This window comes from Azospirillum sp., from assembly GCF_035627195.1.
In the GTDB taxonomy this organism is placed as follows: Bacteria; Pseudomonadota; Alphaproteobacteria; order Azospirillales; family Azospirillaceae; genus Azospirillum.
Genome location: NZ_DASPMG010000107.1, coordinates 1 through 15,217 on the forward strand (window position 1 = coordinate 1; position 15,217 = coordinate 15,217).

General features: G+C 70.8%; 9 protein-coding genes. 7 read left to right on the plus strand and 2 right to left on the minus strand.

Annotation, left to right across the window (positions count from 1 at the left end):
• Positions 1–65 precede the first annotated feature (65 nt).
• The 3 genes from VED21_RS09825 to VED21_RS09835 all read left to right on the plus strand — a co-directional run bounded on the left by VED21_RS09825 (position 66) and on the right by VED21_RS09835 (position 8,035).
• Positions 66–1,229 (plus strand): aminotransferase, encoded by a 1,164-nt coding sequence (locus tag VED21_RS09825; RefSeq protein WP_324882162.1) that lies wholly within the window; start codon positions 66–68, stop codon positions 1,227–1,229.
• Between the two features lie 163 nt (positions 1,230–1,392).
• A complete protein-coding gene (locus tag VED21_RS09830; RefSeq protein WP_324882163.1) occupies positions 1,393–3,015 on the plus strand; it encodes a sensor histidine kinase in 1,623 nt (540 codons plus the stop codon).
• 262 nt (positions 3,016–3,277) lie between these two features.
• A complete protein-coding gene (locus tag VED21_RS09835) occupies positions 3,278–8,035 on the plus strand; it encodes an alpha-2-macroglobulin (RefSeq protein ID WP_324882164.1) in 4,758 nt (1,585 codons plus the stop codon).
• Positions 8,036–8,057: 22 nt separating this feature from the next.
• Here the strand turns inward: VED21_RS09835 and VED21_RS09840 are convergent, their stop codons facing one another.
• Positions 8,058–8,234 carry a hypothetical protein gene (locus VED21_RS09840; RefSeq protein WP_324882165.1) on the minus strand — a complete coding sequence of 59 codons (177 nt, stop codon included), beginning with the start codon at positions 8,232–8,234 and terminating at the stop codon, positions 8,058–8,060.
• 285 nt (positions 8,235–8,519) lie between these two features.
• The gene (locus VED21_RS09845; protein ID WP_324882166.1) at positions 8,520–9,677 is read right to left on the minus strand and encodes a hypothetical protein; all 1,158 of its coding nucleotides are present in this window, start codon (positions 9,675–9,677) and stop codon (positions 8,520–8,522) included.
• 214 nt (positions 9,678–9,891) lie between these two features.
• Here VED21_RS09845 and VED21_RS09850 point away from each other — a divergent pair, with 214 nt between their 5' ends.
• From VED21_RS09850 to VED21_RS09865, 4 genes are all read left to right on the plus strand, one after another.
• Positions 9,892–10,371, plus strand: a complete 480-nt coding sequence (locus VED21_RS09850; RefSeq protein WP_324882167.1) for a MerR family DNA-binding transcriptional regulator — start codon at positions 9,892–9,894, stop codon at positions 10,369–10,371.
• A 2-nt stretch (positions 10,372–10,373) separates the two neighbouring features.
• Positions 10,374–11,513 carry a thiolase family protein gene (locus VED21_RS09855; RefSeq protein ID WP_324882168.1) on the plus strand — a complete coding sequence of 380 codons (1,140 nt, stop codon included), beginning with the start codon at positions 10,374–10,376 and terminating at the stop codon, positions 11,511–11,513.
• Between the two features lie 17 nt (positions 11,514–11,530).
• Positions 11,531–13,861 carry a 3-hydroxyacyl-CoA dehydrogenase/enoyl-CoA hydratase family protein gene (locus VED21_RS09860; RefSeq protein WP_324882169.1) on the plus strand — a complete coding sequence of 777 codons (2,331 nt, stop codon included), beginning with the start codon at positions 11,531–11,533 and terminating at the stop codon, positions 13,859–13,861.
• A gap of 16 nt (positions 13,862–13,877) precedes the next feature.
• The coding region (locus tag VED21_RS09865) for an acyl-CoA dehydrogenase family protein (protein WP_324882170.1) at positions 13,878–15,217 on the plus strand (1,340 nt) is incomplete at its 3' end.

The following is a 15,217-nucleotide window of genomic DNA, read 5'->3' on the forward strand; positions in this document are numbered from 1 at the left end:
GCGCACTGGACATCCAATCCAATTCACGGCAATCCTCCGCCCTTCAGTCGTGAAGGAGGCATGCGGTGAAGGCTGGCAACGCGATCCTGTCGAGCTACGGGACGACGATCTTCGAGGTGATGTCCCGCCTGTCGGAGGAGCACGGCGCCATCAACCTGGGCCAGGGCTTCCCGGACGAGCGCGGCCCGGCCGATGTGCTGGAGGCGGCGTCGAAGGCGCTGCTGGAGGGCTGGAACCAGTACCCCTCCATGATGGGGACGCCGGAGCTGCGCCAAGCGCTGGCCGCCCACGCGCGGCGCTTCTACGGCCTGGACGTGGACTGGAAGACGGAGGTGATGGTGACCTCCGGCGCCACGGAGGCGCTGACCGCCTGCCTGCTGGGCCTCATCAACCCGGGCGACGAGGTGGTGCTCTTCCAGCCGATGTACGACAGCTACCTGCCCATCGTCCGGCTGGCCGGCGGCGTGCCGCGCTTCGTGAACCTCACCGCACCCGACTGGAGCTTCACCCGCGCCGACCTGGACGCCGCGTTCTCGGACAAGACCAAGCTCGTCCTCATCAACGATCCGCTGAACCCGGCCGCCAAGGTCTATGACCGGGCGGAGCTTGACCTGCTGGCGGAGTACGTGAAGCGCTTTGATGCCTATGTGGTGTGCGACGAGGTGTACGAGCACATCGTCTTCGACGGCCGCCCGCACATCCCCCTGATGACGCTGCCGGGCATGCGGGAGCGCTGCCTGAAGATCGGCTCGGCCGGCAAGACCTTCTCGCTGACCGGCTGGAAGGTCGGCTACGTCACCGCGGCACCCCAGCTGCTGCAGCCGGTCGCCAAGGCGCACCAGTTCCTCACCTTCACCACACCGCCCAACCTGCAGGCGGCGGTGGCCTACGGCCTGAACAAGGACGACGCGTACTTCAGCGGGCTGGCGTCGGCCATGCAGGCCAAGCGCGACCGGCTGGCCGCCGGGCTGGAGGCGGCGGGGCTGGAGGTACTGCCCAGTGCCGGCACGTACTTCGTCGTGGCGGACATCCGCGCCTTCGGCTTCGACGGCGACGACCAGGCGTTCTGCCGCTGGCTGGTCAAGGAAGCCGGGGTGACGGCGATCCCGGTCAGCGCCTTCTACGTCGAGAACGCCCCGGCCACCTGCATCCGCTTCTGCTTCTCGAAGAAGGACGAGGTGCTGGACGCCGCCGCCGACCGCCTGAAGCGCCGCTTCGGCCGGGGGTGACCGGCACGAAGCGGTCTCTGGAATGGTTCGAAAGTTGCGTCCGGAGGTTCTAGTTCGTCCGTCTAATGGAAGATTATTAACGACTCTGCTTTAAATTCCCTGGAATACGGTTGCATGGGCGGCAATCCCGCGCCGGCGCCGTTCGGGCGATGGGGTGGAGGCGATGAGGGAGAGGCTGCAGATTGGCCTGCTGGTCCTCGTTGCCGTCGTGGTTGCGGCGGTGTGGGCGGGCTACGCCCACCTCACCCGCGCCATCGAGGAGAACCACGAGCGCGAGGCGCTGGCCGCGGCCGACAACGCCATCCGCGGGTTCGAGCAGAGCACCGCGCACATCATGCGCAGCATCGACAATTCGTTGCGCTCCTTCGCCAAGGAATACGGCGAGGGCGGGCTGCGCGAAGCCAACGAATTCGTGGAATTCGGGCTGTTCGACCGCGACGTCATCCACCACCTGTCGCTGATCGCCGCCGACGGCACCACGCGTTACGTCAGCACCCGGCCGGCCGCGCGGCTGAACGTGGCCGACCGGCCGTTCTTCCGGGTGCACGCCGAATCGAACGGCGACGCGCTGTTCATCGACGTGCCGAGCGGCGGCGACATGGTGGCGCGGCCGCTGATCCGCATGAGCCGGCGCCTGAGCGCGCCGGACGGCGGGTTCGCCGGCGTCGTGGTCGCGGCGGTGGACCCGAACGCCTTCGTCTCGCTGTACCGCACCGCCAACTTCGGGCCACACGGCTCGGTGTCGCTGATCGGCCTGGACAAGGTGATCCGCGCCCGCGGCTCGCCCGACGGCGACGCCGCGCTGGGCCGCGCGCTGCCCAACGCGCGGGTCTGGGACGAACTGGCGCAGGCGCCGGCCGGCCGGTTCTGGCAGCCCATGCAGACCGACGGGATCGAGCGCGCCTATTCCTACCGCCGGCTGGAGGGGTATCCGCTGGTGGTCACCGTCGGCGTGGCGCGCAAGGACATCCAGGCGGCGGTGAAGGACCTGCAGCGCAACGTGCTGATCCTGGCCCTGCTGCTCACCGCCACGACGGCGGCCGTCGCCGTCTTCATCCTGGCCCAGCGCCGCGCGGCCGAGCGGCTGCACGGCGCGCTGCGCCTCAACCGCGACTTCCTCGCCCGCGTCAGCCACGAACTGCGCACGCCGCTCAACGCCATCATCGGCTTTTCCGAGGTCATCAAGGGCCGGATGCTGGGTCCCGACGCCCTCGACCGCTACGCCGAATACGCCGAGGACATCCACGCGTCGGGCCAGCAGCTCCTGGTGCTGGTCAACGACATCCTGGACCTGTCCAGCCTGCAGGCCGGCAAGGTGGAGCTGGCGCGCGAGCCGGTGGACCTGGCGGCGGCCATGGAGTGGGCGATCCGCATCATCGGCCCGCAGGCGGAAAGCAAGGGCCAGCAGATCGACATGGCCGTGCATCCCGGCGTGTCCCGCGTCACCGCCGACCCGCGCGCGGTGCGGCAGATGCTGGTCAACCTGCTGTCCAACGCCGTGAAGTTCACGCCGGACGGCGGGCGCATCGTGGTGGCGGCGCTGCGCGGGCCGGGCGGACGCTGCGTGCTGCGCGTCTCCGACACCGGCATCGGCATGACGGCGGAGCAGATGAGCCAGGCCGTGGTGCCCTTCGGCCAGGCTTCGGCCCTGACCGCGCGGGTCGGGCAGGGGCACGGGCTTGGCCTTGCCATCGTCAAGACGCTGATCGAGGCGCACGGCGGCCGGCTGAGCATCGACAGCCGCCCCGGCGAAGGCAGCCGCGTGGAGCTGGAATTCGCCGCCTGAGCGGTCCGAACGTCCTTTGGCAAACAGGGGGCATGGACGGGGCGCGAGAGGCTTTTGAGCCGATTGCTCCACAACACGCGCCAAGGCGCTGTAAAGCCGTGGCGAAACGCTCGGCGGTTCGGCATACTCCGCCGCCGATGCGCGCGGCCGGATCGGACGCGGCGGACGCTTCGCCCACGAACCCGTATCGCGCAATCCATGTCGTTTCCGGTCGCCCGGCCCGCGGGCGGCCGCACTTCAGGGTCGGGAGCCCAAGTTGGTCATGCAGCGTGCCTTGGCGCGTGTCTTTGCCGTACTCGTCGCGGGGGCCTTCCCCGCGCTGGCCGCCGAGGCTCCGTCCACCCCGCCGACACCGCCCCAGGCCCAACCCGCCGCGCAACCCCCGGCGGAGGTGCCCTTCGGCGTGGCGTCCGTGGAGGTGGTGGCCGAGCGCGAGGCGCCGCAGGCCTGCTTCACCTTCACGGCCCGGCTGGAGAAGACGCGCGCCGTCGACTACCGCGCCTACGTCGCGGTCACCCCGGCGCCGGCCGCCGTCACCGCCGTGGCGCGCGACCGGACGCTGTGCGTCGAGGGGCTGCTGCACGGGCAGAAGCACGAGGTGCTGCTGCGCCAGGGCCTGCCCGGCGACGACGGCACCAGCCTTGCCCAGGACGAGCGGCGCGAGGTGGAGGTGCCCAACCGCAAGCCCAGCCTCACCTTCCGCGGCGGCGGCTACATCCTGCCGCGCGTGGGCGCCGAGGGGCTGCCGCTGCGCACCATCAACGTCGAGCGCGCCCGGCTGCAGGTGCTGCGCATCGCCGACCGCAGCCTTGTCGAGAAGATCTACTTCGGCCGGGTCAGCCAGCAGATGTCCGACTATGACGTGGGCGAGATCGTCGACCGCGCCGGGCAGGAGGTGTGGAAGGGCGAAATGGCGGTCGAGACGGTGCGCAACGCGCCCGTGGTCACCGCCTTTCCCATCGACGCCGTGCTGGGCAAGCTGGAACCCGGCGTCTACATCGCCGTGGCCGGCGCCGGGGAGCTGAAGCCCGGCGGCTGGGACCAGAAGGCGACGCAGTGGTTCCTGGTCTCCGACCTCGGCCTCAACACGATCCGCGGCGAGGACAGCCTTCTCGTGTTCGCCCGCTCGATCGGCAGCGCCAAGCCGGCGGCCGGGGTGGAGCTGCGCCTGCTGGCCCGCGACAACACCGAACTGGGCAAGTTGGTGACGGGGGAGGACGGGCTCGCCCGCTTCGACGGCGCGGCACTGCACGGCACCGGGCCGAAGGCGCCGCAGGCGCTGTTCGCCGCGCGCGGGGCCGGTGATTTCAGCTTCCTCGATCTCGCCACGCCGGGCCCCGACGTGGCCGGGCGGCCGGCGGCGGACGCCTATCTCTACACCGGGCGCGGCATCTACCGTCCCGGCGAGACGATCGACCTGACGGCGCTGCTGCGCGACGCCGACGCCCGCGCCATCGCCGGCAAGCCGCTGACCGTCAAGCTGCTGCGCCCCGATGGGTTCGAGGCGGACCGCCGCACCATCGGCGACGCCGGGGCGGGCGGCGGCACCGCGCGCTTCGCCCTGCCGGCCAACGCCTACACCGGCGCCTGGGCGATCACCGCCCACCTGGAGCCGGAAGGGCCGGCCGTCGGCCGCGCCGAGTTCCTGGTCGACGACTTCGTGCCGCCGCGCCTGGACGTGACCCTGCGCAGCGACCGCAAGGACATGGAGGCCGGCGCGCAGGCGAAGCTGTCCATCGACGCGCATTACCTGACCGGCGCGCCCGCCGCCGACCTGCCGGGCGAGCTGACGCTGACGCTGCGCGCCGCCGCCAACCCGTACCCCGGTCATGCCGGCTACCGCTTCGGCTTGGCGCAGGAGGACCTTCAGCCCGTGCGCAGCGAGCTGCCGGGCTTCACCACCGACGACGCCGGCCGCGTGCAGACCGAGGTGACGCTGGCCAAGGCGCCGGACAGCTCCAGGCCGCTGGAGGCGGTGCTGCGCGCCAACGTCTTCGACATCGGTGGGCGGCCGGTGCAGCGCGAGCTGGTGCTGCCGCTGCGCCATCAGCCCTTCGCCATCGGCGTGCGCCCGCGCTTCGACGGCGACGGCGTGCCGGAAGGGGCGACCGCCGGCTTCGACATCGTCGCCGTGGCGCCGGACGGCACCGCCGTCGCCCGCAACGACCTCTCCTACGAGCTGTTCGAGGAGGAGCACGAGTACGTCTGGTACGAGGCGAACGGCCGCTGGGACTATCAGTCCAAGGTGAAGGACCGCCGGGTGACCGGCGGCACGCTCCAGGTCGCCGCCGACAAGCCGGCCGGCGTGGAGGAGCCGGTGCAGGCCGGCCGCTACCGGCTGGAGGTGTTCGATCCCAAGGCGGGCGTGGCCACCAGCGTGCGCTTCGTCGCCGGCTGGTGGGTGACCGCCGGGGCCGCCGACCGGCCGGACAAGGTGGACGTCACCGTCATGCTGCCCAACTACCGCGGCGGCGAGACGGCCCGCGTCTACGTCCGCCCGCCGTACGAGAGCGAGGTGCTGATCGCCGTCGCCGACCGCAAGGTGCGGCAGGCGCTGACCCGTTCCATCGGGCCGGAGGGCGCGTTCCTGGAGATCCCCGTCGATCCGTCGTGGACCGGCGGCGTGCACGTGCTGGCCACCGCCTTCGGCACCGCCGACCCGCAGCAGAAGGGTCCGCCGCGGCGCGCCATCGGCCAGTCGTGGCTGGCCATCGATTCGGCGCCGCACGTGCTGGCCGTGGCGCTGTCCGCTCCGGCCGAGAGCGAGCCGGAGCGCACCGTCACCGCCGAGGTGACCGTGACCGGCGCGGAGGAGGGGCAGCCCGCCTTCGTGACGGTGGCGGCGGTGGACGACGCGGTGCTGCAGCTGACCGACCACGCCGCCCCGGACCCCAACGACCATTACCTCGGCCGGCGCCGGCCGGCGGTGGAGATGCGCGATTCCTTCGGCCGGCTGATCGACCCGGCGCAGGGCGACCGCGCCCGGCCGCGCGCGGAGGCGCCGCGCGTCCGTCAGGTGGGCGGCCTGCCGCAGAAGACGTCGCGCGTGGTGGCGCTGTTCTCCGGCGTGCTGCCGGTGGGGGCGGAGGGCAAGGTGTCCGTCCCGCTGGACCTGCCGGACTTCAACGGCCGGCTGCGCCTGATGGCGGTGGCGTGGAGCGGGGGCAAGCTGGGCCACACCCAGGCCAGCATGATGGTGCGCGACGGCGTCGTCGCTGACCTGGCGTTGCCGCGCTTCCTGGCGCCCGGCGACACGGCGCGGATCACGGCCACGATCGAAAACCTCGCCGGCCCGGCCGGCGACTACACGCTGGCGCTGACCGCCGAGGGCGCGGTGGCGATCGCCGACGGCACCGTCCCGGTCGGCGGGCTGGCGCGCGGCAAGCGGATCAGCGCCGACCGCGTTCTGGCGGGCACCGGCGTGGGCCTGGGCACCGTGCGCCTGGAGGTGACCGGGCCCGAGGGCTTCCGCCGCGTGCACGAGTGGGACATCGCGGTGCGCGCCGACGCGCCGCGCGTGATGCGCCGCACCGTGGCGCAGCTGCCGCCGGACAAGGAGGTCACCATCGCCCCCGACGCGGCCGCCGGCCTGCGGCCGGAAACCGCCGTGGTGGCGCTGTCGCTCGGCACCCTGCCGGAGTTCGACGTGCCGAACCTGCTGCAGGCACTGGAGCGCCACCCCTACGGCAGCGCCGAGCAGGCGGCGGGCCGCGTTCTGCCGCTGCTGCAGAGCGGCGACCTGCCGGTTTCGCTGGGGCTGGCGACGGCGGAGCAGGTGAAGACGCGGGTGCAGCGCTCGCTCGACCGGTTGATGACCATGCAGCGGCCGGACGGCGCCTTCGCGCTGTGGTCGCCGAAGGGCGACGCCGACCTGTGGCTGTCGTCCTTCGTCATGGACGTGCTGGGCCGCGCCCGCAACGCCGGCTACACGGTGCCGGAGGTGCCTTACCGGAAGGGCATGGAGTGGCTGCGGCAGGTGATCGACAACACCTGGTTCGACGTCGACGAGCTGCCGGGCCGCGCCTACGCGCACTACGTGCTGGCGCGCGGCAAGGCGGTGGACGCGGCGGCCGTGCGCTACTTCCAGGAAGCCTTCTGGCCGAAGTTGCAGACCGACATGGCGCGCGCCCAGGTGGCGGCGGCGCTGGCGCTGATGGGCGAGGGCAAGCGGGCGTCGGAGGCCTTCGACGGGCTGAGCCACGCCCGCGTGGTGGCGCCCAGCCTGCGCGACTACGGCTCCGTCGTGCGCGACGAGGCGGTGGTGATCACGCTGATGGCCGAGAGCGGCGTGGTGGATCGCGACAAGCTGGTCGCCGCCGCCGACCGTCTGGTGAAGGTGCACGCCGCAGTCTCCAACCCCTCGACGCAGGAGCAGGCGTGGCTGCTGATGGCGGCGCGCGCGCTGGCCGAACGCTCCGGCGCCGTCAAGCTGCAGGTCGCCGGCCAGCCGGTGGAGGGCAACCGGCCCTTCTACCGCCGCGTGGAGGGCGAGCCGCTGACCGTGAAGAACGCGGGTGGTGAGCCGCTGCATCAGGTGGTCAGCGTCGCCGGCGTGCCGGACCAGCCGGCGGAGGCCGCGGAGAACGGGCTGAGCATCCGCCGCAGCACCTTCGACATGGACGGTCGCCCGGTGGACCCGGCCGGCGTGCGCCGGAACGACCTGCTGGTCGTCATCCTGGAAGGTGCGTCCTCCGGTTCGCTGGAGCATCAGGCGCTGGTGACCGATCTGCTGCCGGCCGGCTTCGCCATCGAAAACGTCCGCGTCGCCGACAGCGGCCAGTTGGGCGCGCTGTCGTGGCTGGGCGTGCTGTCGCCGGCCCATCACGTGGACTTCCGCGCCGACCGCTTCGTGGCGGCGGTGGACCTGAGCAAGGAGCGGCCGGGCTTCCGTCTCGTCTACCTGGCGCGCGCGGTGACGCCCGGCGACTATCTGGCGCCCGGCGCCTTCGTCGAGGACATGGTCCGCCCGCACCTGAACGCCCGCGCCGCCGCGGCGCGGGTGCGGGTGAACGCGGACTGATGGGGAAGGAGCGCCGCTGGGCCTAGAACTCCTTCGGATGCGTGCGGTGGCGGGCGATGATCATCATCACCGCCACCACCGCGCCGAAGAACGCGGTCATCGCCACGTAGAACGCGAGCGCGATGCCGACGGTCATGGTGCCGACCAGCACCATCAGAAGGATCCATAAGCCCAGCGACACGATCGTTCGTGCCGACATGGTGTGTCTCTAACCCTGCCTGTGTCTGGATGTTTGTCTGGATGGGGCGGAGGAGGCTTTTGCAACGCCTCCACGCTGCCACAGATCATCGTGCGGGCACGGCGTGGCAAGCTGTCACTGCGCGCCCGCGCCGCACCCGATCGGGTAGGTGGCGAGGCCGTTGTAAAGCCCTCGCGTGCTTCGTAGGTTGGGTTGAGCGCCAGCGAAGCCCAACACACCTGGCACCGCGGGCACGTTGGGCTTCGCCTGCGGCTCAACCCAACCTACGAAGCGCTTGCCCCCGGATCACTTGCCCGCCGCCAGCTTCGCCTCGGTCGCCTTCGCCTCGGCCTTGGCCGGCGCGGCGTGCGCGGTGGACTGGCTGGCCTCGCCCTGGCGTTGTGGGGCCAGGGCGGCCACCAGACGGTCGAGGATGTTGAAGACGATCTCGCTGCCATAGCCGGCCACGAAGGACAGCGCGTAGCGCGACAGGTTCTGCACCGCGGCGCCTACCGTGGCGGCGGAGCCGGGATCCCCGCCCTCGGCCGGGCGGACGAACCAGTGGATGATCAGGCCGGACAGGATGCCGATGCTGATGCGCAGGCCGTAGCGGATGCCGGAATCGGAGGTCAGCGTGCCGTCGCGCATGTCGTAGGAGAACTTGCGCAGCACGAAGGCACAGGCCCCCAGCGCGCCGTACAGCGCCGGCAGGATGAACAGCTCCATGAAATGGCGGATGTTCACCAGGGCGCCCATGTGGACGTAGTGCTTGTACTCGCGCACCGTCCCGGCGGTGTTGGAACGCGCGATCTCCGCCTCGTCCAGCGCCGTACCGGGCAGCAGGAAGGAATAGGCTTCCAGCAGGTGGTCGTAGCTGCGCAGCTGGATCAGCGCCGTGTGGTATTCCGGCTCCATGACAGTGCGGGTCGGGCAGTTGTTGGTCTTGCCCGCCGGTGCCGCCGCGCGCGCCGGCTTCTCCGTCGCGGCCGTGGCCGCCGCTGGAGCTGCGGCGGCCGGCTCGGCCAGGGACTTGCAGAATTCCGTCTGGCTCAGCGTGTAGTCGCGGACGATGCTCCATTCCGTCTTGATGCCGTCGATCAGGCTGGTGGCCGAGATGAACGCCGCCTGCACCAGCATCAGGAACGCCAGCAGCATCAGGAAGCCGCCGTTGTAGCGCCGGCGCAGCGACGTGGTGGTGGCGACGTTGGCGCGGATGTAGGCGTAGGCCTTCCAGAAGCGCGATTCCTGCTCGGCCGTCAGGCCGCCGGCGTCCAGCGCGCGCTCCGTGCCGATCACCGCGTCCACCGTTGCGTCGGGCAGGGCGATGGCCTCCTCGGCGGCCTGGCGCAGGGTGCGGCGCGCGACGGCCACGCAGTCCCGCACGTCCCTGGCGTCCTTGCGCTGGCCGTCCTGCCACGCCGGTTCGGCGGCGACGCGGGGGGCGGAGATGGCGGTGTCGGTCACGGCGGGCCTCGCTGCTTGGTCGCTGCGCGCCATACTTACCCATGAAGCGCAGAGACGGCGGTGATTTTTGGAAAATACTTGAGAATGCCGTTAGCCGGCAAAGGGTTTCTCCGACCAACGGGTTAGGCCGTTCCGCCCCTTGACGGCATGCGTAAGTCACCTTACGTTTACGTCAACGTAAGGCCTGGAAACGCAAGGCGAGGGGAGGGGCGGCATGCCCGGTGCGACGGCGTTGCGCGCGGACCAGACAAGCTCGGGCATGGCTGGGGACGGCGGCGAACGCACATACGGAATCGGCGAGCTGGCCGAGGAATTCGGCCTGACCCTGCGCACCATCCGCCATTACGAGGAAGAGGGGCTGTTGCTGCCCGCGCGCGAGGGGACGAGCCGCGTCTACGCCCACCGCGACCGGGCGCGGCTGGCGCTGATCTGCCGTGGCAAGCGCCTTGGCTTCAGCCTCGCCGAGATCAAGGAATTCCTGCACCTCTACGACACCGACGAAAGCCAGGCGGAGCAGATGCGCTACATGCAGCGCATCGCGCGGCGCCGCATCGCCGACCTCGAACGCCAGCTCCAGGACGTGCAGCAGACGCTGCGCGAGCTGCGCGACATCGACACCCAGATCACCCACCACCTGACCCGGAACCGGAACCAAGACGGCCCGACCCAAGCGGCCGAAAGGGAGGACCAGTAACCATGAAATCCGTCGTCATCGCGGGCTTCGCCCGTTCCCCGTTCGCGTTCGCCGGCAAGGGCGAGCTGGTCAAGGTCCGCCCGGACGACCTGCTGGCCCGCGTCGTCGCGGCGCTGGTCGAGCGCACCGGCGTGAACCCGCAGGACATCGAGGACGTCGTCGTCGGCTGTGCCTTCCCCGAGGGCGAGCAGGGGATGAACGTCGCCCGCACCGTTTCCTTCCTGGCCAAGCTGCCGCAGACGGCGGCGGCCACCACGGTGAACCGCTACTGCGGCTCGTCCATGCAGGCGATCCATCAGGCGGCCGGCGCCATCCAGATGGGGGCGGGCGAGGTGTTCGTGTGCGGCGGCATCGAGTCGATGAGCCGCGTGCCGATCATGGGCTACAACCCGATTCTGCATCCGGGCCTGCAGAAGGAGTACCCGGACGCCTACTGCTCCATGGGCATGACGGCGGAGAACGTCGCCGCGCGCTACGGCATCCCGCGTGCCGAGCAGGAGGCGCTGGCCGCCGCCTCGCACGCCAAGGCCGCCGCCGCGCAGGCCGAGGGCCGCTTCTCGGAGGAGATGGTGGCGATCCCGCTCCAGGGCGGCGGTGCGGCGGAGCGTGACGGATGCGTGCGCCCCGGCACCACGGCGGAGACGCTGGCCGGGCTGAAGCCCGCCTTCCTGGCCGAGGGTTCGGTGACCGCCGGCACCTCCTCTCCGCTCACCGACGGTGCGGCGGCCGTGCTGGTGGCGACGGAGGAGTACGCGCGCGCCAACGGCCTGCCGGTCCTCGCCCGCATCCGCTCCATCGCCGTGGCCGGCTGCGCGCCGGAGGTGATGGGCCTGGGCCCGATCCCGGCGGCGCAGAAGGCGCTGAAGCGCGCCGGCCTGTCCATCGGCGACATCGGCGTGGTCGAGCTGAACGAGGCCTTCGCCGCGCAGGCCATCGCCTGCATCCGCGACCTGGGCATCCGGGAGGAGACGCTGAACCTGGACGGCGGCGCCATCGCGCTGGGCCACCCGCTGGGCGCCACTGGTGCCCGCATCACCGGCAAGGCGGCGGCACTGCTGAAGCGCACGGGCCAGCAGTTCGCGCTGGCGACCCAGTGCATCGGCGGCGGCCAGGGCATCGCCACCGTCCTGGAAGCGGTGTGAGCGGGGGGATCCGGACCATGGACATCAAACGCGCCGCCGTGATCGGTGCGGGCGTGATGGGCAGCGGCATCGCCGCCCACATCGCCAACGCCGGCATCCCCGTCGTCCTTCTGGACATCGTGCCGAAGGGGGCGGAAGACCGCAGCGTGGTCGCCAGGACGGCGATCCAGAAGATGCTGAAGACCGACCCGGCCCCTTTCATGCATCCGAAGAACGCCCGGCTGATCACCCCCGGTAACCTGGAGGACGACCTGGGCCTCCTCGCTGACGTCGACTGGATCGTCGAGGCGATCGTCGAGAACCCCACGGTCAAGGCCGACCTCTACAAGCGCATCGACCCGGTGCGCAAGGCGGGCTCGGTCGTGTCGTCCAACACCTCCACCATCCCGCTGGCCCACCTGACGGAAGGGCAGTCGGAGGCGTTCAAGCGCGACTTCCTGATCACCCACTTCTTCAACCCGCCGCGCTACATGCGCCTGCTGGAGCTGGTGACCAGCGAGGCGACGCGCCCGGACGCCGCCGCGGCCATCGCCGATTTCTGCGACCGCGCGCTGGGCAAGGGTGTGGTGCGTTGCAAGGACACGCCGGGCTTCATCGCCAACCGCATCGGCACGCTGTGGATCCAGGCGGCGATCAACGCCGCCGTCGACCTGGGCCTGACGGTGGAGGAGGCGGACGCCGTCGGCGGCCGCCCCATGGGCATCCCGAAGACGGGCGTCTTCGGCCTCGTCGACCTCGTCGGGCTCGACCTGATGCCGCACATCGCCAAGAGCATGCTGGCGACGCTGCCGCCGGACGACGCCTACCGCGCCACCTTCCGCGAGCATCCGGTGATCACCAGGATGATCGCCGAGGGCTACACCGGCCGGAAGGGCAAGGGCGGCTTCTACCGCATGAACAAGGCGGACGGAAAGCGCGTCAAGGAGGCCATCGACCTCAAGACCGGCCAGTACCGCCCCTCCGACAAGCCGCGCCTGGACAGCGTGCAGGCGGCCGGCAAGGATCTGCGCGCTCTGGCCGAGTTCCCGGACAAGACCGGCCGCTTCGCCCGCACCGTGCTGGCGCAGACGCTGGCCTACGCCGCCAGCCTGGTGCCGGAGATCGCCGACGACATCGTGTCGGTCGACGAGGCCATGCGCCTGGGCTACGCCTGGAAATACGGCCCGTTCGAGCTGATCGACCGGCTGGGCACGGACTGGTTCGCCGAGCTGTGCCGCGGCGAGGGCATCCCGGTTCCGGCGCTGGTGGAGCAGGCCGCCGGGCGGCCCTTCTACCGGGTCGAGGGCGGCAGGCTCCAGCACCTCACCACCGCCGGTGACTACGCCGACGTGGTGCGGCCGGACGGCGTGCTGCTGCTGGCCGATGTCAAGCGGGCGTCGAAGCCGGTGTTCAAGAACGGCTCGGCCGCTATCTGGGACATCGGCGACGGCGTGCTGTGCTTCGAGTTCACGTCCAAGATGAACGCGCTGGACGACCAGATCATGGCCGCCTACGGCAAGGCCATGGGCCTGATCGGCGACGGCAAGGGTCAATGGAAGGCGCTGGTCATCCACAACGAGGCGGACAACTTCTCGGTCGGCGCCAACCTGGGCCTCGCCATGTTCGCGATCAACATCGCGCTGTGGCCGCAGATCGAGGAGATGGTGGACGCCGGCCAGCGCACCTACCGGGCGCTGAAGTACGCGCCGTTTCCGGTGGTGGCGGCGCCCAGCGGCATGGCGCTGGGTGGTGGGTGCGAAATCCTGCTGCACTCCGACCACGTCCAGGCGCACGCCGAGACCTACATGGGCCTCGTCGAGGTCGGCGTCGGGCTGATCCCCGGCTGGGGCGGCTGCACGGAGATGCTGGCGCGCCACGCCGCCAACCCGAAGTTGCCGCGCGGGCCGATGCCGCCGGTGGCGCAGGCGTTCGAGACCATCAGCCTCGCCAAGGTGGCGAAGTCGGCGGCCGAGGCGAAGGACCTGCTGTACCTGCGCGCGTCGGACGGCATCACCATGAACCGCGACCGCCTGCTGGCCGACGCCAAGGCCAAGGCGCTGGAGCTGGCCGCCAGCTACACCCTGCCGGAGAAGCCGGCGTACGTGCTGCCCGGTCCGGGCGGGCGCGCCGCGCTGGAGCAGTTCCTGCACGGCTTCCGCTTGCAGGGGAAGGCGACGCCGCACGACATGGTCGTGTGCTCCGCGCTTGCCGAGATCCTGACCGGCGGCGACGCCGACCACACCGAGCCGGTCGGCGAGGACCACCTCCTGGGCCTGGAACGCAAGGCCTTCATGGAGCTGATCCGCACGCCCGGCAGCATCGACCGGATCGAGCACATGCTCACCACCGGCAAGCCGCTGCGGAACTGAGGGGGAGGAACAAGGGATGCCGATCTACAAGGCTCCGCTGGAGGACGTGCGCTTCGTCCTCGACACCATCATCGGCCTGGACAACGTCACGGCGCTGCCGGGCTATGAGGACGCCACGCCGGACGTGATCTTCCAGGTGCTGGAGGAGGGCGCCAAGCTGTGCGAGGAGGTGCTGCTGCCGCTGAACCAGTCCGGCGACGCGGAAGGCTGCACCTTCGAGAACGGCGTGGTGCGTACGCCCAAGGGCTTCAAGGAGGCGTACGACACGTACATGGCCGCCGGCTGGCAGGGCCTGTCGTGCGACCCCGCGTACGGCGGCCAGGGCCTGCCGAAGCTGGTCTACACGATGCTGGAGGAGTTCGTCTGCTCCGCCAACCTCAGCTTCGGCATGTACCCGGGGCTGTCGCTGGGCGCCTACAACGCGCTGGCCCGCTACGGCTCGGAGGAGTTGAAGGACCGCGTGCTGCCCAAGCTGGTGGACGGGTCGTGGTCCGGCACCATGTGCCTGACCGAGCCGCACTCCGGCACCGACCTGGGCATCATCCGCACCAAGGCGGTGCCGCAGGACGACGGCAGCTACAGGATCACCGGTACCAAGATCTTCATCTCGGCCGGCGAGCATGACCTGACGGACAACATCGTCCACCTCGTGCTGGCCCGCCTGCCCGACGCGCCGGCCGGCACGCGCGGCATCAGCCTGTTCCTGGTGCCCAAGTTCCTGATCAAGGACGACGGCGCGCCGGGCGCGCGCAACGGCGTGGCCTGCGGCTCCATCGAGCACAAGATGGGCATCAAGGCCTCGGCCACCTGCGTCATCAACTTCGACGAGGCGATGGGCTGGCTGGTGGGCGAGCCGCACAAGGGCATGCGCGCCATGTTCGCCATGATGAACTCGGCCCGCCTGGGCGTGGGCATCCAGGGGCTGGGCATCGCCGAGGTCGCCTACCAGAACGCCGCCGCCTACGCCAAGGAGCGGTTGCAGGGCCGCTCCGTGAAGGGGGCGAAGTTCCCGGACAAGCCGGCCGACCCGATCATCGTGCACCCGGACGTGCGCCGGAACCTGCTGACCGCGCGCGCCTACACCGAGGGCTGCCGGGCGCTGGGTGCGCTGGTCGGCTATCACCTGGATGTCGCCGAGAGGCACGCCGATCCCAAGCAGCGGCAGGCGTCGGACGAGTTCGTCCAGTTGATGACGCCGATCGTCAAGGCGCTGTTCACCGACGTGGGTTCCGAGGCCGCCAACATCGCCGTGCAGGTGCACGGCGGCCACGGCTTCATCTGGGAGACCGGCGTCGAGCAGTTCGTGCGCGACGCCCGCATCACCCAGATCTACGAAGGCACCAACGGCATCCAGGC